The sequence below is a fragment of the Paenibacillus algorifonticola genome (assembly GCF_050481745.1).
Classification (GTDB): domain Bacteria; phylum Bacillota; class Bacilli; order Paenibacillales; family Paenibacillaceae; genus Pristimantibacillus; species Pristimantibacillus algorifonticola_A.
The window spans coordinates 15,948-37,833 of the sequence record NZ_JBCNGR010000033.1 but is presented as its reverse complement, the minus strand read 5'-3'; the positions used below and the strand labels follow the sequence as shown (position 1 = coordinate 37,833).

Annotated in this window: 26 protein-coding genes; 10 read left to right on the top strand and 16 right to left on the bottom strand. The window is 50.4% G+C overall.

Annotation, left to right across the window (positions count from 1 at the left end):
* Window positions 1-11: 11 nt before the first annotated feature.
* The 8 genes from acpP to ABEW34_RS23815 all read right to left on the bottom strand — a co-directional run bounded on the left by acpP (window position 12) and on the right by ABEW34_RS23815 (window position 5,662).
* Window positions 12-245 carry an acyl carrier protein gene (gene acpP / locus ABEW34_RS23850; RefSeq protein WP_046230681.1) on the bottom strand — a complete coding sequence of 78 codons (234 nt, stop codon included), beginning with the start codon at window positions 243-245 and terminating at the stop codon, window positions 12-14.
* A 94-nt stretch (window positions 246-339) separates the two neighbouring features.
* Complete coding sequence (fabG, locus tag ABEW34_RS23845) at window positions 340-1,089, bottom strand: 3-oxoacyl-[acyl-carrier-protein] reductase (RefSeq protein WP_430162023.1); 750 nt, start codon at window positions 1,087-1,089, stop codon at window positions 340-342.
* Between the two features lie 13 nt (window positions 1,090-1,102).
* Window positions 1,103-2,035: an ACP S-malonyltransferase gene (gene fabD, locus ABEW34_RS23840; protein ID WP_430162021.1), complete on the bottom strand. Its 933-nt coding sequence runs from the start codon at window positions 2,033-2,035 to the stop codon at window positions 1,103-1,105.
* 15 nt (window positions 2,036-2,050) lie between these two features.
* The gene (locus ABEW34_RS23835) at window positions 2,051-3,037 is read right to left on the bottom strand and encodes a beta-ketoacyl-ACP synthase III (RefSeq protein WP_430162191.1); all 987 of its coding nucleotides are present in this window, start codon (window positions 3,035-3,037) and stop codon (window positions 2,051-2,053) included.
* Window positions 3,038-3,047: 10 nt separating this feature from the next.
* Window positions 3,048-4,037, bottom strand: coding sequence for a phosphate acyltransferase PlsX (gene plsX, locus ABEW34_RS23830; RefSeq protein ID WP_430162019.1), 990 nt, complete (start codon window positions 4,035-4,037; stop codon window positions 3,048-3,050).
* Window positions 4,021-4,617 (bottom strand): transcription factor FapR, encoded by a 597-nt coding sequence (gene fapR / locus ABEW34_RS23825; RefSeq protein ID WP_430162189.1) that lies wholly within the window; start codon window positions 4,615-4,617, stop codon window positions 4,021-4,023. Before fapR ends, plsX begins: the two co-directional genes overlap by 17 nt.
* Before the next feature lie 305 nt (window positions 4,618-4,922).
* Window positions 4,923-5,096, bottom strand: a complete 174-nt coding sequence (gene rpmF, locus ABEW34_RS23820; RefSeq protein WP_042160385.1) for a 50S ribosomal protein L32 — start codon at window positions 5,094-5,096, stop codon at window positions 4,923-4,925.
* Window positions 5,097-5,134: 38 nt separating this feature from the next.
* Window positions 5,135-5,662, bottom strand: coding sequence for a YceD family protein (locus tag ABEW34_RS23815; RefSeq protein ID WP_056038343.1), 528 nt, complete (start codon window positions 5,660-5,662; stop codon window positions 5,135-5,137).
* 283 nt (window positions 5,663-5,945) lie between these two features.
* Here ABEW34_RS23815 and ABEW34_RS23810 point away from each other — a divergent pair, with 283 nt between their 5' ends.
* Window positions 5,946-7,190 (top strand): nucleotidyltransferase, encoded by a 1,245-nt coding sequence (locus tag ABEW34_RS23810; protein WP_430162016.1) that lies wholly within the window; start codon window positions 5,946-5,948, stop codon window positions 7,188-7,190.
* A 10-nt stretch (window positions 7,191-7,200) separates the two neighbouring features.
* Here the strand turns inward: ABEW34_RS23810 and ABEW34_RS23805 are convergent, their stop codons facing one another.
* Window positions 7,201-8,295, bottom strand: a complete 1,095-nt coding sequence (locus tag ABEW34_RS23805) for a YlbL family protein (RefSeq protein ID WP_430162014.1) — start codon at window positions 8,293-8,295, stop codon at window positions 7,201-7,203.
* 177 nt (window positions 8,296-8,472) lie between these two features.
* Between ABEW34_RS23805 and ABEW34_RS23800 the strand changes: the two genes are divergently transcribed.
* Window positions 8,473-9,699, top strand: coding sequence for a nucleoside recognition domain-containing protein (locus ABEW34_RS23800; RefSeq protein WP_430162013.1), 1,227 nt, complete (start codon window positions 8,473-8,475; stop codon window positions 9,697-9,699).
* Between the two features lie 46 nt (window positions 9,700-9,745).
* On the opposite strand, the gene coaD is transcribed toward ABEW34_RS23800, so the two are convergent.
* The 3 genes from coaD to ABEW34_RS23785 all read right to left on the bottom strand — a co-directional run bounded on the left by coaD (window position 9,746) and on the right by ABEW34_RS23785 (window position 11,982).
* Complete coding sequence (coaD, locus tag ABEW34_RS23795) at window positions 9,746-10,249, bottom strand: pantetheine-phosphate adenylyltransferase (RefSeq protein ID WP_430162011.1); 504 nt, start codon at window positions 10,247-10,249, stop codon at window positions 9,746-9,748.
* Window positions 10,236-10,829: a 16S rRNA (guanine(966)-N(2))-methyltransferase RsmD gene (gene rsmD / locus ABEW34_RS23790; protein WP_430162009.1), complete on the bottom strand. Its 594-nt coding sequence runs from the start codon at window positions 10,827-10,829 to the stop codon at window positions 10,236-10,238. The genes coaD and rsmD overlap by 14 nt, the downstream gene beginning before the upstream one ends.
* Window positions 10,830-10,965: 136 nt before the next feature.
* Window positions 10,966-11,982, bottom strand: coding sequence for a hypothetical protein (locus ABEW34_RS23785; protein ID WP_430162007.1), 1,017 nt, complete (start codon window positions 11,980-11,982; stop codon window positions 10,966-10,968).
* Window positions 11,983-12,185: 203 nt separating this feature from the next.
* On the opposite strand from ABEW34_RS23785, the gene ABEW34_RS23780 reads away from it, so the two are divergent.
* From ABEW34_RS23780 to ABEW34_RS23765, 4 genes are all read left to right on the top strand, one after another.
* A complete protein-coding gene (locus tag ABEW34_RS23780; RefSeq protein ID WP_430162005.1) occupies window positions 12,186-12,743 on the top strand; it encodes a hypothetical protein in 558 nt (185 codons plus the stop codon).
* 24 nt (window positions 12,744-12,767) lie between these two features.
* Complete coding sequence (locus ABEW34_RS23775) at window positions 12,768-13,241, top strand: hypothetical protein (protein ID WP_430162003.1); 474 nt, start codon at window positions 12,768-12,770, stop codon at window positions 13,239-13,241.
* 29 nt (window positions 13,242-13,270) lie between these two features.
* A complete protein-coding gene (locus ABEW34_RS23770) occupies window positions 13,271-13,525 on the top strand; it encodes a hypothetical protein (protein ID WP_430162001.1) in 255 nt (84 codons plus the stop codon).
* 264 nt (window positions 13,526-13,789) lie between these two features.
* Window positions 13,790-14,464: a 3'-5' exonuclease gene (locus ABEW34_RS23765; protein WP_430161999.1), complete on the top strand. Its 675-nt coding sequence runs from the start codon at window positions 13,790-13,792 to the stop codon at window positions 14,462-14,464.
* A gap of 22 nt (window positions 14,465-14,486) precedes the next feature.
* Here ABEW34_RS23765 and ABEW34_RS23760 read toward each other — a convergent pair whose 3' ends face one another.
* The gene (locus ABEW34_RS23760; RefSeq protein WP_430161997.1) at window positions 14,487-15,599 is read right to left on the bottom strand and encodes a saccharopine dehydrogenase family protein; all 1,113 of its coding nucleotides are present in this window, start codon (window positions 15,597-15,599) and stop codon (window positions 14,487-14,489) included.
* Entirely contained in the window at window positions 15,596-16,354 is a 759-nt protein-coding gene (locus ABEW34_RS23755; RefSeq protein WP_430161995.1) for a class I SAM-dependent methyltransferase, read from the bottom strand. The genes ABEW34_RS23760 and ABEW34_RS23755 overlap by 4 nt, the downstream gene beginning before the upstream one ends.
* Before the next feature lie 149 nt (window positions 16,355-16,503).
* On the opposite strand from ABEW34_RS23755, the gene ABEW34_RS23750 reads away from it, so the two are divergent.
* Window positions 16,504-17,589 (top strand): helix-turn-helix transcriptional regulator, encoded by a 1,086-nt coding sequence (locus ABEW34_RS23750; RefSeq protein WP_430161993.1) that lies wholly within the window; start codon window positions 16,504-16,506, stop codon window positions 17,587-17,589.
* A gap of 20 nt (window positions 17,590-17,609) precedes the next feature.
* Here the strand turns inward: ABEW34_RS23750 and ABEW34_RS23745 are convergent, their stop codons facing one another.
* Window positions 17,610-18,179, bottom strand: coding sequence for a pyridoxamine 5'-phosphate oxidase family protein (locus tag ABEW34_RS23745; RefSeq protein WP_430161991.1), 570 nt, complete (start codon window positions 18,177-18,179; stop codon window positions 17,610-17,612).
* Window positions 18,180-18,384: 205 nt separating this feature from the next.
* Between ABEW34_RS23745 and ABEW34_RS23740 the strand changes: the two genes are divergently transcribed.
* Together ABEW34_RS23740 and ABEW34_RS23735 are read left to right on the top strand one after the other, a co-directional pair.
* Entirely contained in the window at window positions 18,385-18,951 is a 567-nt protein-coding gene (locus ABEW34_RS23740) for a nitroreductase family protein (RefSeq protein ID WP_430161989.1), read from the top strand.
* Between the two features lie 98 nt (window positions 18,952-19,049).
* Entirely contained in the window at window positions 19,050-19,208 is a 159-nt protein-coding gene (locus ABEW34_RS23735) for a hypothetical protein (RefSeq protein WP_172455654.1), read from the top strand.
* Window positions 19,209-19,219: 11 nt separating this feature from the next.
* On the opposite strand, the gene ABEW34_RS23730 is transcribed toward ABEW34_RS23735, so the two are convergent.
* Window positions 19,220-19,990 (bottom strand): glucosaminidase domain-containing protein, encoded by a 771-nt coding sequence (locus ABEW34_RS23730; protein WP_430161987.1) that lies wholly within the window; start codon window positions 19,988-19,990, stop codon window positions 19,220-19,222.
* Window positions 19,991-20,301: 311 nt separating this feature from the next.
* Here ABEW34_RS23730 and ABEW34_RS23725 point away from each other — a divergent pair, with 311 nt between their 5' ends.
* Window positions 20,302-21,678, top strand: coding sequence for a glycosyltransferase family 4 protein (locus ABEW34_RS23725; protein WP_430161985.1), 1,377 nt, complete (start codon window positions 20,302-20,304; stop codon window positions 21,676-21,678).
* Window positions 21,679-21,886 lie beyond the last annotated feature (208 nt).

The following is a 21,886-nucleotide window of genomic DNA, read 5'->3' as shown; positions in this document are numbered from 1 at the left end:
CCCAGGCTTCCTTAGTTAAGAGATTGTATGTATTTAACAACTTCTCCTACTGTTGTGATTTTCTCTGCATCTTCATCAGAGATCTCCATATCGAACTCGTCTTCAAGCTCCATGACCAATTCCACGACATCGAGCGAGTCAGCGCCGAGGTCATCTTTAAATGAAGCTTCAAGCGTTACTTCCGCTTCGTCTACACCTAGGCGGTCTACAACGATACGTTTTACGCGATCTATTACTTCGGACATCCGGTTCACCTCCTCCTTGGTATTATACGAGAATTAAAACTAAAATGCCATACGTAACCGTTTTAATTCCCGGCAAAGCCCTAGCGGCCCTGTATTACATGTACATGCCACCATCTACATGAACGGTTTGACCCGTCATATAGCCTGCTGCATCAGACGCCAGAAAACGTACAGCTGCTGCAATATCCTCAGGGCTGCCAAGGCGCGCAAGCGGAATTTGACCGGAAAGCGATTCCTTCATTTCTGCTGGAAGCTTGTCCGTCATTTCAGTCTGAATGAAGCCAGGAGCGACGCAGTTGACTGTAATGCCACGCGAAGCCAGTTCCTTCGCGCTAGCTTTCGTAAGGCCAATAACGCCAGCCTTAGCGGCAACATAGTTCGCTTGTCCAGGATTACCAAGCACCCCAACGACGGATGAAATATTAATAATGCGGCCTGAACGCTGCTTCATCATTGGACGAGTAACCGCCTTGATGCCATTGAAAACGCCCTTCAAGTTCGTCTCAATAACTTGGTCAAATTCCTCTTCCTTCATACGCATGATCAGGTTATCTCTTGTAATTCCGGCATTATTTACCAGAATATCAATAGCACCGAACTGCTCCAGCACATCCTTGACCATAGCCTCGAATTCAGCCGTATTGCCTACATTTGCCTGCAGTACAATTGCACGGCGCCCGAGTGCCTCTACAGCTTGAGCAGTCTCAGCGGCTGCTGCCTCGCTGCCCGAATAGTTAATGGCAACATCGGCCCCGGCTTCTGCCAGCGCGATCGCAATCGCTCTGCCAATCCCTCGGGAAGCGCCTGTTACAAGCGCCTTCTTGCCTTCCAAATTCGCGAACATGATAAAACCTCCCCTATTCGGCTGCTTGCAAAGCATCCAGAGCTGCGATGCTGTTAAGCGAAATCACCTTGACGGATTTATCGATTTTTTTGATCAAGCCGGCAAGCACCGTGCCTGAGCCGATTTCCATGAAAGTATCTACGCCTTCCGCGATTAAATAACGAACGCTGTCTTCCCACAGTACAGGGGAGTAGACTTGCTCGACCAGCAGTCCGCGAAGTTCCGCCGCATCCGTCACTGCACTAGCTGTTACGTTAGCTACAACAGGCACAGCTGCATCGCTCATGTTTACGCCAGCCAATACGCCAGCAAGCTGCTGGGCAGCAGGCTTCATAAGCGAAGAATGGAAGGGACCGCTTACCTCAAGTGGAATGACCCGCTTGAAGCCAGCTTCCTTGCCGCGTTCAACAATGGCCGCAACGCCTGCCGCCGAACCTGAAACGACGATCTGCCCGGGGCAGTTCACGTTCGCAAGCTCAACAATATGGCCTTCTTCCGTTACCGTACGGCAAAGCTCGGCAAGCGCCTCGCGCTCTGCGCCAAGTACAGCTGCCATTGCGCCATGTCCGCCAGGTACCGCCTGCTCCATAAAGAGACCACGGGAACGTACCGTACGAACGGCGTCCTCAAAGGACAAGACGCCCGATGCTACTAGCGCGCTATACTCCCCAAGGCTGTGGCCCGCTACATAGTCTGCTTTCAAACCGCGGCCTTCTAGTGCTTGCAATAGCGCGACGCTTACCGTAAGCAGCGCAGGCTGCGTATTCGCCGTCTGCTTTAGCGAATCTTCCGGCCCGTCAAAAATAATCTCGCTCAGCTTGAAGCCAAGCGCATTGTCTGCCTGTTCAAAAACCTGGCGCGAGCGCGCGAACGCTTCATAAACATCTTTGCCCATCCCTACAGCCTGAGCGCCTTGTCCTGGAAATACAAAAGCGGTTTTACCCATCCTGCAATCCCTCCGTTACCAAATCAATACAGAAGCTCCCCAAGTCAATCCGCCGCCAAAGCCGACGAATACGAGAGCGTCTCCTTCTTTCACACGATTTTGCTCAACCGCTTCCGCCAACGCAACCGGAATCGATGCTGCCGACATATTGCCGTAGTTGTTCAAATTAATCATGCATTTCTCTTCAGACAAATTCAAACGGTTAAGCGCCGATTGAATGATTCGGATATTCGCCTGATGCGGAATTAGCAGATCGATTTGATCCTTCGTCATATCCGCTTTGTGAAGCGCTTCCTCTGCTGCGCTGCCCATAATGCGCACCGCAAATTTAAACACATCATTGCCAGCCATATGGATAAAATGCTGCCGTGATGCGACACTTTCCTCCGAAGCTGGCATGCGGGAACCACCGCCGCTTACTTTCAGCAGCTCGCCGCCGCCTCCATCCGCTCCGAGTTGGAAGGACTTGAAGCCTCTGCCTTCTGGCACCTCACCAAGCACTACCGCTCCCGCACCGTCGCCAAACAAAATGCATGTATTGCGGTCCGTGTAGTCCGTAATGCGCGAAAGCGTCTCTGCTCCAACAACAAGCACATGCTTATACAAGCCGGAAGAAATCATGCTCGTTGCTGTCGCAAGGCCATAAATAAAGCCCGAGCAAGCTGCCGAAAGATCGAATGCTGCCGCCTGCTTGGCTCCAAGCTTCTCTTGAAGCAGACAGGAGGTCGATGGAAAAGCCATGTCTGGCGTTATCGTTGCCACGATAATGAGGTCGATATCCTCTACCGTAAGTCCCGCAGCTGCAATTGCAGCTTTGGAGGCCTCATAAGCGAGATCCGAAGTTGCTTCTTCGGGTGCAGCCATCCGGCGCTCGCTAATCCCAGTACGGGTAACGATCCATTCATCATTTGTTTCAACCATTTGTTCCAGCTGCTGATTCGTTATAATACGTTCAGGCACATATTTGCCTGTACCAATAATGCCTACAGGATGCAAATTCACCACAACACACTCACTTCCCGCTTATTTCCGCTGCGATTGATTCAGTCAGCTTGCCTTGAATGGCAATTCGCGCCTGGCGAATCGCGCTTTTGACAGCTACCTCGTCAGAGGAGCCATGACATTTCATGACGAGTCCGTTCAAGCCAAGCAGCGGTGCGCTACCATGTTCTTTATAGTCCATTTTGCTTTTGAGCTTTCGCAGCTTCGGCAGCATGATTGCTGCGGCGAGCTTCGTAAGCAGCGTTTCGCCAAAAGCGTCTTTGATAAAGCCGAACAGGGAGCCTGCCGTGCCTTCCATCGCCTTCAGCATAATATTCCCGGCAAAGCCGTCGCAAATGAGGACATCACAGCTGCGGCTAAGCACATCTCTCGCTTCAACATTTCCGATAAAATGAATCGGCGCCTGTTCAAGCAGATCATACGCTGCCTTAGTCAGTTCATTGCCCTTGCGTGCTTCCGTTCCAACGTTGAGCAGCCCGACACGCGGCTTTTCCATTCCATGTACTTTGGAGCGATAAATGCTCCCCATAATAGCGTATTGCAATAAATGCTCTGGCTTCGCGTCCATATTAGCGCCCAAATCGAGCGCCAGCATACCGACATCATCCATCGTTGGGAGCATTGGCGCGAGTGCCGGACGCTCAATGCCATCCAGACGGCCGACAACGAGCAGTCCTGTCGTCATTAATGCTCCTGTATTCCCGGCAGACAGCATCGCGTCTGCGCGTTTTTCACGGACGAGCTGGCCCGCAACGACCATGGAGGCTCCTTTTTTACGCCTAACGGCCTTTACCGGCTCATCATCTGGACCGATGACCTCATCGGCATGACACAGACTAATATTGGCTGGCTTATCGCCACCCATCAGCTGTTCAATGACGGCAGTATCTCCGACCAGTACAAGCTCCGTATCCGGCCACTCATGCGCGGCTTCAAGCACGCCCTTCACAATGAGGCCAGGCGCATTATCTCCGCCCATAGCATCAATGGCTATCCGCATGTTCGTCCCCTCCTTCATTCTCCGCCTCCCCCGCGGAGCGGAAAATCACAAAATTCCCTTGAAAAACCATTTCTTCACCGACATACGTGAAAATTTCGACCTTTGCTTTGGAGCGTTCGCCGGAAATAGACCTCACATAGGCTTTCGCTATGCATTTTTCATCTAATTTTACTGGGCGAATGAACCGAATGTCCGCCGTTACCGTTAAAGCGATGGGATTGTCGATAATGGCGACGGCCAGCGAATTGGCTTGGGCAAAAACATGATGGCCCCGGGCAATGCCGGTTCGCGAGAACACATGCTCCTCTCGTATTTCAAAGATCGAAATTCCGCTTTTATCCAGCTGCAGATCAACAATATCACCTATCACTTCATGAAGCGGCAATGACCGTACCGTATCGTACGAACGCTCCGCCATCAGCTTCAGCCGCTCGCGCAGTTCGGGAATACCAAGTTCCATCCGATCCAGGCGGATCGTTTGGATGCTTACCTTTAAATGCCTAGTAAGCTCCCGGTCTGTCATGAACGGATTTTCCTCCATAAGTTTGGCAAGCAGCTGATGCCGCTGCCGTTTGGGCATTCGTTCGATCGTCGGCACCACCTTGGACTGGCGTGAGCAGGCACAAAAACAGCCCTTTTCACCAATCATATATTTTATAAAAACGTCGGCCCAACAGACCAACATCTACTATTATCACCTGGTACTAAACTTCTCTATAAAAAAAGCCTCTGTAAGCAGCGAAGCAAGCCTTGACGGCTACTTCCACCTAATTAAAGGCGACTTCGTCCCGTGACGAAACGAAAAACGCTGCTATAAGGAGCTAAACGTGTGCAAAAAAACAGCACCTCACCAAGCGATGAAGTGCCATTGTGAGATCCCGGAAATTATTGAGCAATAATTTCTTTCGTTTTGTAGTATCCGCACACTTTGCATACGTGATGAGCCAATTTCAGCTCTCCGCATTGCTCGCATTTTACCATACCTGGCACAGCCAGCTTAAAGTGAGTGCGACGTTTGTCGCGGCGAGTTTTGGACGTTCTTCTTTGAGGTACTGCCATGTTTAACACCTCCTTCACAATATTCGCGAAGCGATACACTATTGATCCTTGAACAAATCCTTCAATGCTGCAAAACGATGGTCAAGCTTCTCGTTGTTGCAACTGCATGTCTGTTCATTTAAGTTCTGTCCGCATGTGTGACAAAGTCCTTTACAATCGCTCTTGCAAAGCGGGGCAAACGGCATAAACAGTTGAAGCGCCTCTTCCACATAAGGCTGCAAATTCAATCTTTCACCGGATACCGCAATGAAGTCGCTGTCGTCATCCTCTTCCTGCTCATCCTCGTCTTGGCCACGTTTCGGCGCAGGCTCAAACTGCTCGGAGAAAGGAATAACTGTATGCTCCTGAACGGCTTCCAGGCATCTGGAGCAAGCAAGCTCCCAATCGATCGTCATTTGACCATCAACCAAAATCGACCCTGCATTTCCTTCTACCTCAAGCGCTACATGGAGCGGACCTGTGTGAATCACATCAGCCCGTCCTTCAAATAGAGGGGCAACATCAATGGATTCATTGATTGTATGCTTCAACCTCTTGGACATCGTTTCTTCTACATGAAACTGCATATTATCACCTCAAACAAACAAAATTTATTATAGCTATTTTATAAGGGTTTTGTCAACATTTTCACAGAGGAATAGCTATTTCCCACTTTCAACGTTTGAAAATGAGGGCTCTGATTTTATCTTAATCATAGCTGTGCTATTCTTGAAACATAAGAATTTATAAGTTTCACAACTATAAATAGGCTTATATTTCTCGGACTGAAATGTGCCGCGCCGACCAAGGACGGAAGGCAGCCGTTTTACCTTGTAATGCAACCATTTTACAATTAAGGAGCACGGTTATATGCGTACGGTAGGATTAATTGTTGAATATAATCCGTTTCATAACGGCCATCGCTATCATTTGCAGCAGTCGCTGCTGGCAAGCGGTTCTGACGCCGTTGTCGCTGTCATGAGCGGGCATTTTCTTCAGCGCGGCGAGCCAGCCGTAATGGACAAATGGAGCCGTACAGAGGCCGCGCTGCGCGGAGGCTGCGATCTCGTCATTGAGCTTCCTGTAGCCTACGCAACACAGGCAGCAGAATGGTTCTCCTACGGCGCTGTTGCGCTTCTGGAGGCAACAGGCGTCGTCGATGGCTTCTGCTTCGGAACGGAAAGCGGCGATTTGGCTCCGCTTATCGATGCCGCCTCCGTCATCGCGCAGGAGCCGCACGCTTTCTCCTTGCAGCTAAAGGAGCTGCTTGCTACGGGGATGAGCTACCCGAGCGCCTACAGCAGCGCTGTAGCCGCTTATTTGAGCAGCATAGGCAAGTCGGAGGCTGCCGCTTTTCCTTTTGCCATGCCCAACCATACGCTGGGGCTGCATTATTTGATTGCCCTTGCGCGTCTTGGCGGGCGAATGGAGCCTTTTACGATTCGTCGTGAGAAAGCCGCTTACAACCAGGAGGACGTAACGGACAGCGCCATTGCCAGCGCTACAGCCATACGCAAGCAGCTTCTGCTGGAACGGCAGCTTGCAGGCATTAAACCATTCGTGCCAGACACAACCTATGACGTATTGACGCGCGAATGGGATGCAGGGCGTAGTCCCGTAAGCTGGGACAGCTTCACTTCGCCGCTGCTGCATGCTATCGTCACCCGTTCAGCAGAGCAGCTGGCCGAGCTGCATGAAATAACCGAGGGGCTTGAACACCGCATTCGCAAAACATTGCCTCGCCTAAAGGAGCTTCAGATGGAGCACTTGCTTGCCGAGCTCAAAACGAAACGCTACACCCGAACGAAGCTGCAGCGGTCTCTGCTTTCGATCTTGCTTGGACATGCCAAGTCGGATTTCACACCGGACAAGCTGCGCAGCGGGCTGCAATATATTCGCGTGCTTGGTTTTAGCGAAAAAGGCAAAGGGCTACTGCGAAAAATGCGCACGACCGCAACCTTGCCCGTCCTCTTAAGCGCGTCGGCAGCCGAGCAGCCCTACCGTTATTTAGAGCTTGATACGCAAGCTACTGCTGCCTATATGCTTGCTAATACAAGAAGCCAGCAGCCGGGCGCCTTATTTCGCGACTATTATGCCAAGCCAATCATGCTCTAATTCAAACGGCCTATTTTTCGCTGACATACTGCTCAATGACCTGCTTAGCCTCGCTAAGACTATTCACGCTGACGACTTTCATGCTCGCCTTGATGTCCTTCGCCTTGTCCGCAGCCTCCTTGTAGTTCTCGGACGGGGCGAGAAACAGCTCAGCCCCCTCGCGGCTCGCCGCAATGACCTTGAACGCGATTCCGCCAATTTCTCCGACCGTCCCGTCCGCTGCGATTGTACCTGTTCCGGCAATAATCGCGCCACCCGTCAAATCCTGCTTGCCGAGCAGCAAATCAAGCGACTGCAGAGCAAACATCAGCCCCGCCGAGGGGCCGCCAATGGCTCCTGCATTAATTTGCAGCTTAAAGCGGCTGTCATCCGGCTGCAGGCTGCGAAGCTCAGCAAGCTGTATACCGCCAAGCGCGCCAGGAAGCTTATCCAACGTTAAAGGAGCCTCATACGCCCCCAGCCTCATCGCAACGTCTTGCTCTGCTCCGCCCCGCTTCACGGTAAATACGACCTCATCGCCCGACTTGTAGGCACCAAGCTCGGTGACGATTTGCTTGGCATCCGCAAAGGGCTTGCCGCCTTTTAACGAAATGAGGATATCTCCCGGCTTCCAACCGCTGCCATCACTGCCCTGAAGCACATCCGACACCGCAATGCTGTCAACCACTGATTGATAGGAAAGATGCGCGAAGCGGTACGCGGCTTCAATAGCTTGATTTTGCGAGCCTTGCATGACGACGGTCATTCGCTCAGCATATTCCTGCTCCGTATAACCGCGTAATATCGATGAGCGGCTGTATGTCGCGATATCCTTATCCCATGCCGAAGAGAGGGTTTCCCACCAATTCGCATCCGAGAGCCTAACAGCTGTCATAAGAAAAGCGCCCTCTTCTGGCGTCGAATTGGGCGATGGGCTTGAAGAAGGCTTCACCGCTGCATCGCTATCCCGCTCCTCTACTAAACGCACCATCGGCTTCGTCGGGGCAGCAAGTCCGGGCTCGTACATGACATAGGGGGTTGGTGCGTACAACAGCAAATACATGAATAAAGCGGTCGCCAGCATAATAAAACCTAGCTGCCTTACTCCAGACGATTTCAAGGACAACTTGCGCCCCTCCGTTCCTCATAAAGCTTCTTTATCCCATCTAACAACGGTCTAACGGGCCAAGCGAGTGCATACATATCGTACAAGCCGCTATACTAGCTGCCCTTCGCAATCTCCCAACGCTCTCAAGCAACCGTTCCCTACGATACGATGACCTGAAATGGAGTTGATCGTCCAGTGGCTAAAACCTTGCTCGCAGCGCTAGCATCCATTCTGCTGGTCGGAGCTGTTATTTACCAGTCCGAGGCAGCCTTTCAAGCTTCCCTTCAAGGGCTGACCTTATGGTGGAATATTGTTTTTCCCGGGCTGCTGCCGTTTCTCGTCCTATTTGAGCTCATTACCGCCTTTGGCCTCGTTCATGGAATTGGCGTGCTGCTCCAGCCGCTCATGCGCCGATTGTTCCGCCTTCCTGGAGAGGCTGCACTGCCCTTGCTGTTCGGCTGGCTATCCGGCTTTCCCGCTGGTGCTGAAACGACGGCCGTGCTTCGCAGGCATGGGCATGTTACGCTCCAGGAAGGCCAGCGGCTGCTCGCCTTTTCACATATGCCGAATCCCATCTTCATGCTTGTCGTTCTCGGCGCAGGCTTTATGCATCAGCCGGAGCTGGGGCTGCTCATCGCAGCAGCCGTCTGGCTGGCTGCGCTTTGGACAGCCTGGCTGCTGCTGCTGACCAGCAGGTCCGAGGCTATGCCGGCCCGCGCCGCCCAGGTGCAGGAAGGCCGCTTAATTGAGCGGGCGGCCAAGGCCATCACCGCCGCGCGGGAAAGCGACGGCCGCGGCTTCGGGCGGGCGCTCGGCGAAGCCGTATCCGGCGGCGTGCAGAAGCTGATGCTGATTGGCGGCCTGATCATTTTCACCGCCGTCATCGCCCGGCTTATGCAGCCGCTTTGGCTGTTTATCAGCTCAGGAAGCTGGTGGGAAGCGCTCTTCCTGCCCGCGCTGCTCGAAAGCCATATCGGCACCTACACAGCTGCCGTATTGGAAGCACCGAACCTGGCACCTGTGCTGAGCACCGCAATCACCGCCGCGATACTCGCATGGAGCGGCATCAGCGGGCTGCTGCAGGCAGGCTATTCAACGAGCGGCACAGATCTTAAGCTGCTCCCGCTCGCTGGCGCCAAGCTGCTTCATGCCGGGCATGCCGCTTGGTTCGTTGTGCTCTTGTGGAAGCCGGCGCAGCTGCTGCTTGCCAGCGCCCCTTTTGATTTTTTGCGGCAAGCCGCTAGCGCGCTGCCAGCTGTTTCAACAAACGGGGCGTGGATGAACAGCCCTTTTCCGGACTATTTTCACGCGCAGCAATTCCCTAATCTATGGCCCTATACGTTGGCTGCATCAGCACTGCTCGTACTGCTGCTCGCAGCACTGTATATGCTGGCACGAAGAGAGGCTGAAACACCTAAATAATGCCTGGTTCCAACTATGGATATAGCTTAGCTAAGCCGAGCAGCTTCTACTGCTTCGACTTGTACTTCTCAGTCAGGCGTTTCTCCACCGCAGGCGGAACAAGCTCAGACACCGCACCTTGAAACTGCGCGATCTCTTTGACGATGCTGGAGCTGAGATAGGAGTATTTCGGATCGGTCATCATAAAAATTGTATCAATATCCTCATCTAGCAGCCGGTTCGTCGATGCCAGCGTAAGCTCGTATTCAAAATCCGTCACGGAACGAATGCCTCGTACAATCACGTTGGCGTTGCGGGACTTCATGAAACGCACAAGCAGATCGCGGAAGCTTTCTACCGAAACATTTTTCAAGTCCGATGTCAGCTCGGTAATCATTTCCTTGCGCTCCTCCAGGCTGAACAGCGGATTTTTGATCGTATTATTAAGTACAGCTACTATTAAATGGTCGAACTGCTTCGCCGAACGGCGGATAATATCCAAATGCCCAAAAGTGACAGGGTCAAAGCTTCCAGGGTATACGGCTACGCGAATCTGGTCATTCGTCTGCATCGTTAAGTCCTCCATTTTGAGTAACATTTGGCTCGTAGCGATAAATCGTTACCGCCGTATCGCCGTATTTGTTTTTTTTCAGTTGAAAAAAGCCGCTCCACTGCTCCTCATAGCTATGGGCTGCGTCGTGTTCAACGACAATCGTTGCCCCTTCTTCAAGCATGCCGTGGTCAGCCATGTAAGTCATGAGCTTGTCCGCCGTTATGATTCGGTATGGCGGGTCCAAAAAAACAAGCGAGAAAGCGATTCCACGCTTTTCCAGCAATTTCAATGCCCGCTCCGCATCGTTGCGGTAAATTTCCGCTTCCTGCCCCATGCCGGCCGCCTGCGTATTGTGGCGAATGATGTCGATGCTATTTTTCTCCTGATCGATAAAAATCGTCCGCTCGGCCCCTCTGCTCCAAGCCTCTATGCCAAGCCCTCCGGTTCCAGCAAACAAATCCAGCGCAACGCCCCCGTCAAAAAAAGGCCCAATCATGCTGAAAATCGCTTCCTTCACCTTATCGGTCGTAGGTCTTGTGTTGTTGCCAGGCACCGCCTTCAGCGGTCGTCCCTTGGCTGCGCCCGCAATGACTCTCACTGCCAAATGCCCCCTTTATTCGCTATCCTCGCCTATCGTACCATAATTGCCATGGGATGATAAAGAGGAGTTGCGGTCACAGCAGAACGTTCTATATGATCGACCTTAAAATAAAAAAAAGAGGGGTTGCCCCCTCTTAAATGGTCGTATCCTCATATTCACTTACATCGAAAAACAAGATTTTATCAAAAATAACGTAATCTGTCCGGCTGAGGAACGGTCCTTTATTCCATGTTTTATTGAAGGAGTATTTTTCTTTGCCTACTCCGGCATCCTTCGCATCATACCAATCGATGAAGGCATTTACTTCTGCCATCGTAAGATCGTATTCTTTCTCAAGACCATTAGTCATCGTGATCACTAGAATAGCACGGTTGTTCTGCAATGTTTGTGCTGAAGCTTCAAATGAGCAGGAGCAGTCCACATTATTTCTTACCGCCACAATTTGATAGAAATAAGTCGTATTTTTCACAACGCTCGCATCCAAATAGGAAGTGCCGGAAACGCCTGATGCAATCGTCGTATAAGCCCCACCGCTAGCAGTTGTTCTGTTTACCTTATAAGTAACTCCATTCGTCACGTTCTCCCATGTTAGCTGAATGCCGTCTGTTCCAGCAACCGCTTGGATGCTTTGGCTTGCTACAGGTGTTCCGAATAGATCCCACTCATAAACATGAGCTATTTTTTCCTCTTCATGGTCTTTGTTAATAAGTTCTACCTTTTTTATATTTTCATATGGTGTTGGAAATGCAGTATTCACACCATTTCGGTTCAAATTAGTAATCTCATAACTTGTGCCATTTGTATCAATAAACTTCATCTTTAAAGTTCCTAAATTGTTTTGTGTTTTTAAGTAGTAAGAATCAATTCTCTTAGCTTCCGAAAATTCGTACCAGACGATGTCAAAACTTTTTGTACTATCACGGCCAATCTCATTATATGAATTTCCAGTCTCAACATTATCATTCATTGCCAGTGTCGTGATTGGTACAGTATCTTGATTGTCATTTGCGCCCCGACTCAATTTCACACAGTTCAGCAGACCATTATCCGTTGGCACCGCTGCAAACGCACTCTTTTCAAAAACAAAAAACGATACCACAAAGCTTAATACAAGCAAACTTTTTGTAATATTAATGAATAAACCCTTCACATGACCATCTCCCGCTGTTTTATAAGGTCATTTTATTGCTTAATTACATAAAAAAACAGTCTGTTTAAATAAAAATATTCATATTACACTGAGGAGTTATATGGAATTTTCCTCTATTCTATCTATTCATCCTTCCACATATCGCCAAAACATAACTTTTGTAGTATATTGGTGTCGAAACAATGATAAAGGGAGCGGACACCTTGCAAACGAGAAAAACATTTTACAAAAAGATTAGTTATGGCCTATTAACAGCGGTCGCTATTAGCGTTCTGAGCGGGTGCTCCTCGGATGAAGCGGCTCCTGCATCACCAAGCCCTACAGCGAAGATTGAGACTTCGGCATCTCCTTCACCGGAAACCGAGGCAACTGCCGCACCAACCTCCAAGCCTGAAAAGGACTTGGACGTAAGCGAGCAGCTTACGCTTGGCTATATTAACTCCTACTACAACGAAACCGATGTAGAGGCCAGAAAGAAATTTGCCCAGGAGTATATGCATCCTGATGTTCAAAGCATATTTGCATTTGCCGCATCTGCGGTTAATGATGAGAAGGATCATTTTTTAAATCCGAAAGTTGTGGAAACGGTTGATTATGAAAAAGACGGCACGAAAGGCTCCTTGACCTTGGTCAAAGGAGACGGGGATAAGGAGTTTATCGGCCTTATTATAGATGATAAATTCAGCTTTGGATTCATTTCAACCGCAACTAGCGATGATATGAAAGCCGCTTTTGAAGGGGTTCGCACGCAATTCAAGTAAATTTCAGTATAGGAGTCGTTACAATTGAAACGAAAAAAGCTGTTATTCAATCAGACCCGATTTATCATTGTCGTTGCCCTAGCGGGCAGTATGGTTGGAATTATTTACACGGGGAATAAAGATAAGCAAATAGCGGATGAAGTGCCGTCTCCCCCTTCAATAACAACAAGTTTGGAGCAGCTGACATCCCTCTCCTCCTCGCCTGAAGTGCAGCTGCCTGAATACGAAATAACGGAAGAACGTATGGATGACTCTGGTATTTGGCATGTTACGCTCGGTACGCTAACCGCCAATCAACAAGAGCTGAAAAAGCTTGTGCAGCATGCATGCTCAATCGCGCTCACTAAATCGCAGATCGTCAACTCTGTGTTTATTGATGTCGTCCAGAACGATAATTCTTCCTCTAAGCTCGCTACCGGTAAAATGGCATTAACGAGTACAGGCGAAGCCCAAACCGGATCGAAAAAGCTGGAAGTCGCATTCCAACTTAACAGTTAATTTATATTATTTCGTAGGTGAAAAGTAATATGGATGCTGGTGACGGTACTCCGCAATCAGGTGCTAATTTGATTTTGTCATTCGGGGCTTTAATCGGAGCCACTAATCCTGAGCTGGAAACCAATGAAAGCGGAGATATTTTTGAGGAGCTAGGTTTGATGGAAAGCAATGTTGATATGTATAACTTGAATAAATCTGCCGAGCGCAATGGCATTACATACACCATTAAATCCTTAAAAGAAACAGGTATATGGTTTATGGCTCAGAATGCTTCTGTAAAATAAAACACAAAAAAATCGAGCGCCCCTTTCGGGACGCTCTATTCATGGGAGAGGAGAAACCGGACGAAGAGCTTATGGGGAACGTAAGTCTTCTCCGCGGTTGTCTACGACATCTTGCGACGTCGATAATTTTATTTTGTCCGTTTTGCGGACGTTTATACCTTCACGACAAGAAAAAGGTGGAAAGTCGGCCAAAAAGCTTTGGACATCCTGTATAATTGATGGTAAGAATTAAAAAAACTTACACCAATTTAAAGGGGATGCACCATGGACTTTGTGGCAATTGACTTTGAAACCGCCAACTCCAATCGCTCCAGCGCCTGCGCGATCGGCATCGTCGAGGTGCAGGGTGGCAAAATCGTTTTCGAGCAGGTTTGGCTCATTAATCCGCAGCAGCATTTTGACCGGATGAACATCGAAATTCACGGCATCACTCCGGCTATGGTGGCGGATAGCCCTACTTTTTCCGAGCTATGGCCTATACTTGACCCATTATTAAAAAATAAACAGGTAGTAGCGCATAATGCTTCCTTCGATATGAGCGTCCTGCGTTATTGCCTAGATGATGCGGCTCTGCCTTATCCGGCATTTCATTATTATTGCACCTACCAGCTTAGCAAAAAACTGCTGCCGGACATGCCCTCCTACCGATTGAACGTATTAGCTGGCTATTATCAAATACCGTTAAATCACCATGATGCACTTGATGATGCGAGAGCGGCAGCGTTAATTTTAGTAAGACTGCTGGAGCGTGAGCAGCAGCCAAGTCCTACCGAGCTTGCGCTCAACAAGGGCTATAAAATCGGCAAAATGCATGCTCGCGGTTATTCGCCCTTCTCAACAACAGCTGCTAAAAGCAAGAAGCAACCAAAGCCTGCCGCCTCTGCCAGCGCTAAACGTGCTGCAGCTAGTCATCATTCAAATGAGGTACATTCATTATAACGACCCTGATAGTGCTCCAGCCTTACTCCCAGCTGTCATATCTCAAGCCTTCAATGATCTGCGGTCGTTTCGTAATGCCCGCAGCGGCTTGCAGGGCAATCTTGCCTTTGCCGCTCTTCACCAGCTCAAATAGCTGCTCCGTATGGAATACGCCGCCTGGCAGTCCGCCTTCATACACTGCGGTGGCAACAGCGGTCGCCACTTTAGCGGTCGCTGCCGCCTCATGGGAACCATCCACCAAATATTGAACATGCTTCTTCGCACCATTTTTCGTTCCCCAGCCATCTACTTTAACCGCATAGCCGTCTGAGCCAAAACGCATCATCCCAAAGCTGCTCACAGCAGCAGAGCGAATCCATTTGACCTTCAGCAGCCGGAATAATCCCGTTGCGCGTATCCATGCAACCAAGCGGGTGACCGCACCTGAATCGAAGCAAAGCCTTGTTGATACGGTTGGCACTTTCAGCGTTCTTGGCAGCGACTGCTGATCGGAGAACGGGAAGCGGTAAGCCATACGGCTGCCCAACTCCTTGCCAAAGTCGGTGCGCTTGCCGCCGCTAAAGCTGACCGTCTGCGTGCTGCCGGCATTTTCAACAATGGAAAATGCACGGCCAATACTGTCGACCGTCCACTCTATCGCCGCCTTGCCATGCTGATCGCCCAGTCCCAGCATAATTGCGATATCTACGCTATCCAGCTGATCAAGCTCCTGCTGTGCCTTGCGTGCAAGCAAATTCGTTACACCTGGCGCCAGCCCGACGCTAAGCACTGCTGTCGCCTGCGCCTGTGCAGCTTCCTCTGTATGCTTCTCTAAGCTGGTCAGGAAAGGGCCATACGCCGAAATATCTACATAATGCGTGCCACTCCGCAGACAAGCGTGCACAAAGGCATCATCCGTCTGATCCATGCACATGACCACGAGCTTCACTCGTTCGAAATCCATCTCTTGCTTCCAGTTGGTTAAATTAAATGCCATGGGTTTCACCTGGCCACCCGTCTGGTCCGCGAAATACTTCGCTCGCTCTAGGCTTCTGCCCGCCGCATACACTTTTCCTGGAAACTTTGCTCCGAGCTGCTTGCTTATATCTCCGCCCACATGGCCATAGCCGCCTATAACAACGATGTCTTGTTTCATTTGTCCTGCCTCTTCTCTACTATGTTGCGCTCGCCATCTGCTTTAACAGCAAACCATCCTGTAATAAGGTAGGAACCGAAAAATTTCGAAACATGTCTAAAGCCTACTTCCCAAAGCAGCTCTTCCACCTGCTCTGGCGGCACGGGGTCTGATTCGGCGCCAAGGGAGGCGGCAAATCGCTCCCAATCCTCAAGCGGAATGCCATTATCCAGCATGTGGCTTTGCCAAGCGCTCATTTGCACGGCAAAAGCTTCTTCCTGGCGATCACAGCTTATTGCAGCAATCAATAACGGTGCTCCCGGCTTCAAACGCTCGGCTATATTGCGCAGCAGCGCCCTTTTCTGATCCAGCCCCTTTATAAAATGCAGGACCAGCAGGGAAGTCGCTGCATCGTACAGCTTGTCCTTCGGCAGCTCGTCTGCCGTTCCCTCACGCAGCGTTACTCCCGCTTCTAATCGCTCCATTCGGATGCGCTGCTCTGCTATCGCCAGCATGCGCGCAGACGGATCAACCCCGGTAAAGCGCCACCCTGGATGCGCACCGCCGAGCGTCACAATCTCCTGCCCGCCGCCTGCGCCAACGACTAATATGTCCTGTTCCCTCTCAGGGCCAAGCATCACGTTCATTAAGCGGTCCGTCATATCATACAGCATGAAATAGCCGGGTATTTTCAAAGATATCGTTCGTCCATAGCCCTCCACTCGGGGATCATTCCAACTCATTGCCTTCTGTTGCTGCAGCTGCTTCCCATTCATCGGTACAGCTCTCCCTTCATCTTCTGTATATGGTCCACCCTTTTCAATTTGGCGGGTATTCTGTAAAATGTAGCCTGTAATTAATGTTAATTATATCGGGTCGCCTCAAAATCACTATCCCATAAATGTGGGTAATCAGGAGAGCTGGAATGAACAAGCAAAGAGAAGGTGTACGGAAACAGCTCGCCAAATTAGAGGAAGCTAACCTCCGCTCCAGCGAATACAGGGAGAGGCTGCTTGCAGAGCTGCGAACGACGCTGCCTTTTACAGCCGCATGCTGTACGCTCGTCGATCCGCATACGATGCTGTCTACTGGCGCAGTTACGGAGGAAGGCGTAGAGGCCATTCATCATTTATTGTTTGAATATGAATATTTACGAGAGGATTTCAACTCGTATGAGGAGCTTGCCAAGCTTGCGGAGCCCGTTGCTACATTAAGCGGTGCAACCGAGGGCGATTTAAGCCGCAGCCTCAAATATATGAAGGTGCTGCAGCCTGCCGGCTTTGGAGATGAGCTGCGGGCAGCACTTACGGTGGATGGAGCTTGCTGGGGGTATTTGACGTTATTTCGGCTGCTCAATGAGCCGTTTTTTCAAGAAGAGGAGCGCTTATATATCGCTTCCTTAGTGCCGAGCATGGCCCGCACCTTGAAAAAAGCCCGCTTGCTGCTGCCAGATGGCGAGGGCGCTGCCTTTCATGACGATCCTGGCATTCTCATATTGTCCGAGCAGTTGCTGCCACTATCAAGCAATGAAGCTGCAAACAGCTGGCTGTCGGAGCTTCGGGGGTGGGAGTATATGGATGAGCAGACTCTGCCTAGACCGGTGCGAGCTGTATGCTCGAGAGCTTTGGCTGCCAATGCCACGGACAAGGAACCACAGGCCGCTGCAAAAGTATGTATTCGGATTCCTGATGGTCCTTACTTATCGCTGCGGGCAAGCAAGCTCCAGGCTGCTGATCGCTCGGTGCAGCTTGCGGTTTGGTTCGAGCTTGCGAAGCCCAGCGATATTTTGCCAATCATTACCGAAGCTTACGCGCTGACTTCGCGCGAGAAGCAGCTGGTCGAACGGTTATGGCGAGGCCTATCCACGAAGGAACTGGCCAGTTCCCTGCATATTTCCTCGTATACGGTGCAGGATCATCTCAAATCTATTTTTGCCAAAACGGAAGTGTCCAGCCGCAGAGAGCTGATTTGGAAGCTTTTTTCCCGTTATAATCTTTATACGAACGAATGAAAAAGAAGGCAGCTTGCCGCTTACGATTCGACTGTCTGCCTCTGAATGCCAAGCGGGGTAGGCAGCCGGTCGAGGCTGTAGCTGTTTTTTTCATTCTGATAGGCAACAAGCTTTTGATCGCCTGTATTCTCGGCCCAATCCTTCAGTTGTTCCCGTTCGCCCTGATAGTCATAAAATGGGATGCTAAATCCGCACGCTGTCGTCACCTTATGAATATCGAGCACAATTATTTGCCTAGCACCTGGCAGCAGTTCGAACCTCCCAATCAGCTCACTCCAGCGCTCGGTTCCTGGCAATACTACGTTTCCTGTGCCGAATAACCTCATAATAACGGGCTTTCCCTCCATGGCTACAAACATAATCGTCATCCTGCCATTTTCCAGCACATGCGCACTCGTTTCGTTGCCGCTCCCTGTCAAATCAAGATAAGCGACCTCCTGGCTCGACAATATGCGAAAAGTATCGTAGCCTTTCGGAGATATATTAACATGGCCCTCCGCCGTCAGCGGAGCCGATCCTACAAAAAACATATGCTGCCGCCCGATAAACTCCTCATGCTCTGGCAATAATTTTTCAAATGCTTTCCCCATTATGTTCAATCCCTTCTGATGTAACTATATCCCTATTATATCCCAACTATAGCAGACGGAAAAATGAATGATGCTGAGGAGGGATCTTGCAGCGAGAGCCGCTTCACCCTTTCCACATCTCTTGTTCCGCTGTATAGTTATAGAGTACTGATCAGCTTGCTATACGAAGAAGATGCTGCAGCACCAAATAGAAGGAGAGATAACAATGACCGCCCTTACCTTGCTTGATGCTTTGAAACAAAGACGCGCAGTGCGCAATTATTTGCCGCAGGAAGTAGAGGAAGCGAAAATCGCTGCTTTGCTGGAAGCTGCTACGCTCGCCCCTAACGACCGCCTGCGGGAGCCTTGGCATTTTTATGTCGTTCGCGGCGAAGCGAAGCAGCGTTATGAGCAATTGGCGCGCACCTATCTGGAGGAGCGTTTTCCAACCAAGCCGCATTTAGTAAAAGAATCGATTAAAGTGCTGGAAACGACGCCCCTTGCCATTGTCGTAACGGCCGATATCATTGAAGGGGACGAAGCTTCCTCCAAGGACAATGAATATGCCGCAGCCTGCGCTATTCACTCCATGTGGCTGACCGCCGAAACGCTGGGACTTGGACTTGTATGGCGTACACGCGGCATCGGCCTCGTTCATGACGAGCGGATGTTTGCCTTTATTGGGTCGCCGGAGGGCAAAAAAATAATCGGAACCCTTTTCATCGGATACCCGCAAGGTGAAGCTCCTGCTACTGCGCGCAAGCCTTATTCAGAGAAAACAACCTGGCTGTAACACTTAATTTTGCGCAGCTCCTATTTTCATGCAACCTGCTAAAGATTGCTTCGTATGATAAGGGATGAGTTCCTTATGGTAGGAGGTGCGCAGATTTTATGAATACTTTCGGAAGAGGCTGTCTGTATATTATTTTCGGCTTCGTGCTGTTGTTTATTTTCGCTTTTGTTGCTGGCAGAACCATTCACATTCCGTGGTTTATAACGATTCCGCTGATTGTGCTTGCTTTCTGGGCAGCCTCCCAGCGTAAAAAATAGCTGCCTTGCCCTTATATAATCGTCACGGTGCGTGTGCTCGGTTCCCATTCGATTTTTTTATTCAGGGAAGCAGCCAGCGCACGCATCGTTACATACCCCGTTCCTCCATCCAGCAGCGACTCCAGCACTTGGCCATTCACCGTTACTTTTGAACCCGTCCAGCCAATTGTTCCGCCGAGGCGGCTGCCGAGCGCTCTCGCTGGCACCCATACGGTGCCGGCACGCTCATAACCGATCACCTCCACCATCCCTCCTTGCAAAATCGGCACCGTCTTCGCGCCCTGAAATACAGTTGTTTTTACAGCCGCCGCAGCCTCGTCATCATACTGCCGAAGTCCATTGCTGTTTATGATGGCGATCAGCTTGGCTGCATACGCCGGATCGGTTGCATAGCCGCAGGCCAGCAGCATTTGCGCCTGTTCCTCTGGCGTCTTCGCAAGCCTTACCCGATCATAGCGCGCTTTCATAAACAGCAGATCCTGATCCTTCATAAAATGATAGACACTGCTGTATGCACGAAAGGCCGCGCTCGTATTTATATTTCGGCCATCGACATGCTCCCATGTTCCTTTGACAACAGCTTGGCCCTGCCAGTAGGCATTGGGCGAAGCTCCCAAGACTTTAATGCCCCCTAAATTGTACCAGGAATGAATGACACCTCCGGTTTCCAATATATACTGCGCCAGCCGTACAGATGGCAGCATCGGTGAGCCCTCGCGCCGTACTTGTATGACGGCAGGCGCCAATGCTGCAATAAATTGCTGTCTTGTCATAGCCACCATCGCTCCTTCCCCCTTCTTTTTCGCAAGTTGTTTAATCGTCAAGTTGTCCATCAATTATGGCTTATGCAGCAAAGCTGTTTTGCGGCACGGCCACCGCACACACTCCCACGCTCCGTGTATAAAGCAAAGCGTCCTCGATTAGTACCGCTTGCCTATTGCCGCGCATTCTGCATGCTTCTAGTCATACGCCGCTTTTACTAGCCATTAGGTCATTGTCTATGAATGTGAGGTCCATCGTGAATACATTATAGTCAAGCGCGTATCCGCTAACGATTTCTCCTCATGCTACTCACGAGAAAGGAAGGAAACAAGTGGCCAAATCACTTAAGCGCAAGCGACATCTAACGTCCGCCAAACGCAAGAAACACAGCTCTTCCAATAAAACGCTGCTGGCCAAACGCCGTAAACGCAAAGCCATCAAACCGCGCGCCAAGCGGCGGGCCGAACGCAGAAAGAAAAACAACGGCGGTCTTCGAAAAACAAAAAATCGTGCCTCCACCAGCCTATCGCAACACGTCAAACAGACTCGTCAAGCAGAAGAGCACCCTCCTGCCGAAAAGGTTCTTGATCCGCAGCCATGGACCGCACAGGGCATAAATCTTGTCGGCTTTATTCATGCGGAAATGGGCATTGGCGAATCGGCCAGACTTGCGGCAAGAGCGATTGAACGAGCCGAGATTCCTTTCGGCATTTTAAACTTTCCGCTTCAGGTCGCCACCCGGATGTCGGATATGAGCTGGGACCATAAAAAAACAGAAGACCGCTCCTTTAACACGAACCTGTTTCATATGAATGCAGATTATATGGCTCAGGCGATGGACCATTTTGGGCGCAGCCTGTTCCACAACCGCTACAATATTGGCTACTGGCACTGGGAGCTCCCGGATTTTCCGGAAGAGTTCGTTCCAGCGTTCAAGCTGGTGCAGGAGGTGTGGGTATCGAGCCGCTTCGTGCTTGATTCGGTCGTGCAGAAATCTCCTGTCCCTGTCGTCATCATTCCTCATGGCGTGGAGGTTGAAACTTCTCCTGAGGTGACGAGGGAATCACTTGGGCTGCCAGAGGACCGCTTCCTGTTCACAATGATGTACGATGTGCAAAGCTATACGCATCGCAAAAATCCGCAAGCCGTCGTAGAAGCATTCCGGCTCGCTTTTCCAAAAAATGATCCAACGGTCGGGCTCGTACTCAAGGTCAACAATACGAATTTCCGCCCGGAGGATATAGAACCGCTTCATCAGCTCGCTGCCGAGCACAACAATATTTTTATTATTGATCATATTTTCTCTCGCATGGAAGTCAACTCACTGCTGAGTGTCACGGATTGTTTTGTCTCGCTGCATCGCGCTGAGGGCTTTGGACTGGGCCTAGCAGAAGCGATGTATTTAGGAAAACCGGTCATTGGCACGAACTGGTCCGGAAATACTGACTTTATGAACGAGACCAACTCCTGTCCCGTCAATTACGAGCTGGTGCAGGTCGGTACCGATTGGGGACCGTATCAGGGGTATCAAACTTGGGCTGAGCCTGATGTGCATCACGCCGCTTTGTATATGCAAAGGCTTATAAAAGAGCCGGAGTGGCGTGAAGCCATTGCAGCGCAGGGGCAGCATACGATTCACACTTCCTTTTCGCCGCAGGCGGTTGGCGGCATGATCCGTGCACGCCTGACCGAGCTTACGCTTCTCTAACTTTAAAATCACACGAAACACGGACTGCCTCTGGCGTAAATGCTGGGGCAGTTTGCTTTTTCCAGCAGCTCTGTGCCACTTTTGCTTGGCAATAGCATAAGAGCAACGTAAAAACACCCTCTACACCTTTATCAGACAGCAGTAAAGTCACCGTCCGATTTTCCGTCTAGAGGGTATTAGCCAAAAAACAATCCAAGCGTAAGCATAT

Bases quoted from the DNA above. Each gene is read 5' to 3' on its own strand.
- plsX (WP_430162019.1), bottom strand. From the start codon at position 4,037: ATGCGGATAGCCATTGATGCTATGGGCGGAGATAATGCGCCTGGCCTC.
- ABEW34_RS23745 (WP_430161991.1), bottom strand. From the start codon at position 18,179: ATGGGGAAAGCATTTGAAAAATTATTGCCAGAGCATGAGGAGTTTATC.
- rpmF (WP_042160385.1), bottom strand. From the start codon at position 5,096: ATGGCAGTACCTCAAAGAAGAACGTCCAAAACTCGCCGCGACAAACGT.
- ABEW34_RS23740 (WP_430161989.1), top strand. From the start codon at position 18,385: ATGACCGCCCTTACCTTGCTTGATGCTTTGAAACAAAGACGCGCAGTG.
- coaD (WP_430162011.1), bottom strand. From the start codon at position 10,249: ATGCAGACGAATGACCAGATTCGCGTAGCCGTATACCCTGGAAGCTTT.
- ABEW34_RS23735 (WP_172455654.1), top strand. From the start codon at position 19,050: ATGAATACTTTCGGAAGAGGCTGTCTGTATATTATTTTCGGCTTCGTG.
- acpP (WP_046230681.1), bottom strand. From the start codon at position 245: ATGTCCGAAGTAATAGATCGCGTAAAACGTATCGTTGTAGACCGCCTA.
- ABEW34_RS23810 (WP_430162016.1), top strand. From the start codon at position 5,946: ATGCGTACGGTAGGATTAATTGTTGAATATAATCCGTTTCATAACGGC.
- ABEW34_RS23760 (WP_430161997.1), bottom strand. From the start codon at position 15,599: ATGAAACAAGACATCGTTGTTATAGGCGGCTATGGCCATGTGGGCGGA.
- ABEW34_RS23755 (WP_430161995.1), bottom strand. From the start codon at position 16,354: ATGAATGGGAAGCAGCTGCAGCAACAGAAGGCAATGAGTTGGAATGAT.
- ABEW34_RS23750 (WP_430161993.1), top strand. From the start codon at position 16,504: ATGAACAAGCAAAGAGAAGGTGTACGGAAACAGCTCGCCAAATTAGAG.
- fapR (WP_430162189.1), bottom strand. From the start codon at position 4,617: ATGCCCAAACGGCAGCGGCATCAGCTGCTTGCCAAACTTATGGAGGAA.
- ABEW34_RS23770 (WP_430162001.1), top strand. From the start codon at position 13,271: ATGGATGCTGGTGACGGTACTCCGCAATCAGGTGCTAATTTGATTTTG.
- fabD (WP_430162021.1), bottom strand. From the start codon at position 2,035: ATGGGTAAAACCGCTTTTGTATTTCCAGGACAAGGCGCTCAGGCTGTA.
- ABEW34_RS23815 (WP_056038343.1), bottom strand. From the start codon at position 5,662: ATGCAGTTTCATGTAGAAGAAACGATGTCCAAGAGGTTGAAGCATACA.
- ABEW34_RS23730 (WP_430161987.1), bottom strand. From the start codon at position 19,990: ATGGTGGCTATGACAAGACAGCAATTTATTGCAGCATTGGCGCCTGCC.
- fabG (WP_430162023.1), bottom strand. From the start codon at position 1,089: ATGTTCGCGAATTTGGAAGGCAAGAAGGCGCTTGTAACAGGCGCTTCC.
- ABEW34_RS23765 (WP_430161999.1), top strand. From the start codon at position 13,790: ATGGACTTTGTGGCAATTGACTTTGAAACCGCCAACTCCAATCGCTCC.